Origin of the sequence: Promicromonospora kroppenstedtii DSM 19349, assembly GCF_000515355.1 — a bacterium.
GTDB classification, from domain to species: Bacteria; Actinomycetota; Actinomycetes; order Actinomycetales; family Cellulomonadaceae; genus Promicromonospora; species Promicromonospora kroppenstedtii.
Genome location: NZ_KI911641.1, coordinates 65,047 through 67,323 on the forward strand (window position 1 = coordinate 65,047; position 2,277 = coordinate 67,323).

General features: G+C 71.7%; 3 protein-coding genes. 2 read left to right on the forward strand and 1 reads right to left on the reverse strand.

All coding sequences use genetic code 11. From position 1 onward, the window contains the following. The first annotated feature begins 299 nt into the window (after positions 1-299). Positions 300-482: a hypothetical protein gene (locus PROKR_RS08090; protein ID WP_051432779.1), complete on the forward strand. Its 183-nt coding sequence runs from the start codon at positions 300-302 to the stop codon at positions 480-482. 296 nt (positions 483-778) lie between these two features. Beyond that, complete coding sequence (locus PROKR_RS08095; protein WP_036961730.1) at positions 779-1,960, forward strand: glycoside hydrolase family 76 protein; 1,182 nt, start codon at positions 779-781, stop codon at positions 1,958-1,960. A gap of 25 nt (positions 1,961-1,985) precedes the next feature. Here PROKR_RS08095 and PROKR_RS08100 read toward each other — a convergent pair. After that, the coding region (locus PROKR_RS08100; protein ID WP_036961733.1) for a Beta-galactosidase C-terminal domain at positions 1,986-2,277 on the reverse strand (292 nt) is incomplete at its 5' end.

Here is a 2,277-nt window from a genome sequence, read left to right on the forward strand (position 1 = left end):
GGGACCCCCGTCCCCCAGGCCGGGGGTCCCGCTCCTGCCCGAACGCGGGCCCAGACCCCGCGCTCGGGTCCCGACCCGGGTCAGCCCCGGGCCTCTGCCCTGCCTGGAGCCTATGTGGGTGGTGGGTCCTGGGTTTACTCCGGGGCGGGTGAAATAACCGATTGGGGGATGGCGCCCGTCCGAACCGCCCGGACTGCCGGCTCGTCGCCGCGACGGTCCAGCCGCTACGGTCGCTCGGGTGCACCTGGAACTGCGACCGTGGCGAGTGACGACAAGCTCGTCCCGATAGAGTCCACGCCGTGAGCAGCGGATGGAGCGACATCATCAGCTCGGTGCAGGAGGGCGCGAACGGCCCGTGGTCGTGCCCGGCGTGCGACGAGTTCGCCGTCGAGCTGGGTCAACGGTTCGTGCGGCGCGGAGTCGTCGAGTCGACCCTGCTCTGCCTTGCCTGCGAGGCCGGGGCCGACGTGCCGGCCCCGTAGGGCACCGCGCACGTCGTTGACCGGTCCGGTTCTGGCCCCATAGCCTGTCCGCCGGGTGTTCCGGGCGCCACGGACCGGTCGGAGTCGAAGGAGACTTCGCGGGGCCGCGTCTGGCCACACCGTTCAGGGCCGAGCACGGGCAGCCGAGATCGCCCGCGGGTCTCGGCCGCAGGGGTGACGTGGGGATCAAGTCGAGGAGGAGACGCAGCACCCGCGCTCGTCGGGATGACAGCGCTGACATCGACCGTGTCGCACCCCACCGAGTGACCGAGCACCACCGAACGAAGGAGCGAACGATGAGGTTCACCAGAGTTGCCGGCACGATCGCCGCGCTGGCCTGCGCACTGGGGGCGGCGGCCCCTGCCGGTGCGCAGGTCGGGGATGCCTCCACGGTGTCGCCGCGCACGCAGGTGCAGCGGGCGGTCGCCTCGTACGACGCGATGCAGGAGTACATGGCCGCGGACGACGGCTCCGGCCTCTTCCGCGAGCGGTACCCGAGCGGGGCCGATGACCGCACCTACTCGTTCGAGTGGCCGCACTCCCAGGCGCACGTCGCGACGCTCGACCTCACCGGGCTGCCCGGGGCTGCGGGGCGGTCGTTCCGGGACGACCTCGCCGACGTCGCCCGTGGGCAGGAGCACTTCTGGAATGCCGACGGCGGCACCACCGGGCTGCCCGGCTACGACTCGTACCCGCGCGCCCCGTACGGCGGTGGCGGCGACATGTTCTACGACGACAACGAGTGGGTGGCGCTCGCCAAGGTGCAGCAGTACCTGGCGACCGGCGACGAGGAGGCGCTGAGCCGCGCCGAGGAGATCTTCGAGCTCGTGGTCTCCGGGTGGGACACCGACCCGTCGCACCCCGCGCCCGGTGGCGTGTTCTGGACCCAGGCCACGTGGAGCACCGACCGCAACACCGTCTCCACGATGCCGGGCGCGCAGCTCGCCACGCGCCTGTACATGATCACGGGGGAGCGCGACTACCTCGACTGGGCGCAGCGGATGGTGGGGTGGACCGACGAGCACCTGCTCGCGCCGAACGGCCTCTACTGGGACAACATCAAGCTCGACGGCTCCATCGACCGCACGCAGTGGTCGTACAACCAGGGCGTCCCGCTGGGCACCTACACCCTGCTGTACGAGGCGACGGGCAACAAGAAGTACCTGGTCAAGGCGAAGGCGATCGCGGCGGCGTCCTACCGGTACTACGTCACCGAGGGGCGGCTCGACGGCCAGCCCATGTTCTTCAACTCGATCTGGTTCAAGAACCTCCTGCTGCTGGAGTCCGTGACCGGCGGCACGAAGTACCGGGACGCCATGGCGGACTACGCGGACCACCAGTGGCGCACCGAGCGTGAACCCGCGACCGGGCTGTTCAACGCCGGGGACGAGCACACCGAGCTGCTGGAGCAGGCGGCGATGGTCCAGATCTACGCCACCCTGGCCTGGCCCCGCGGCCAGGCGTCCATCCTGTACTGAGCCGGCTCCGGGTCGGCCGGCGCCGTCAGCCGACCCGGAGCACACGGACGCCGCCCGCCGGCACGGTCAGGGTCCCGGTGACGGACTCGCCGGTGAGCAGCTCGGTCCCGGCCACCGGTGCCAGGTCGGTACCGATGGTCGCGGATTCCTCCGTGTGGTTGAGCGCGAACAGCCATGACGTCGGCTGCCGGCCTGCCGGGGGAGCGGCGTCCGACCACCGGCGGACGACCTCGACGCCGGTCGGTGCCGCGACGTCCGGGCCAACGCCCGCCTCCGCGACGAGCGTGCCGGCCAGGTGGTCGAGGCCCGGGCGGTCG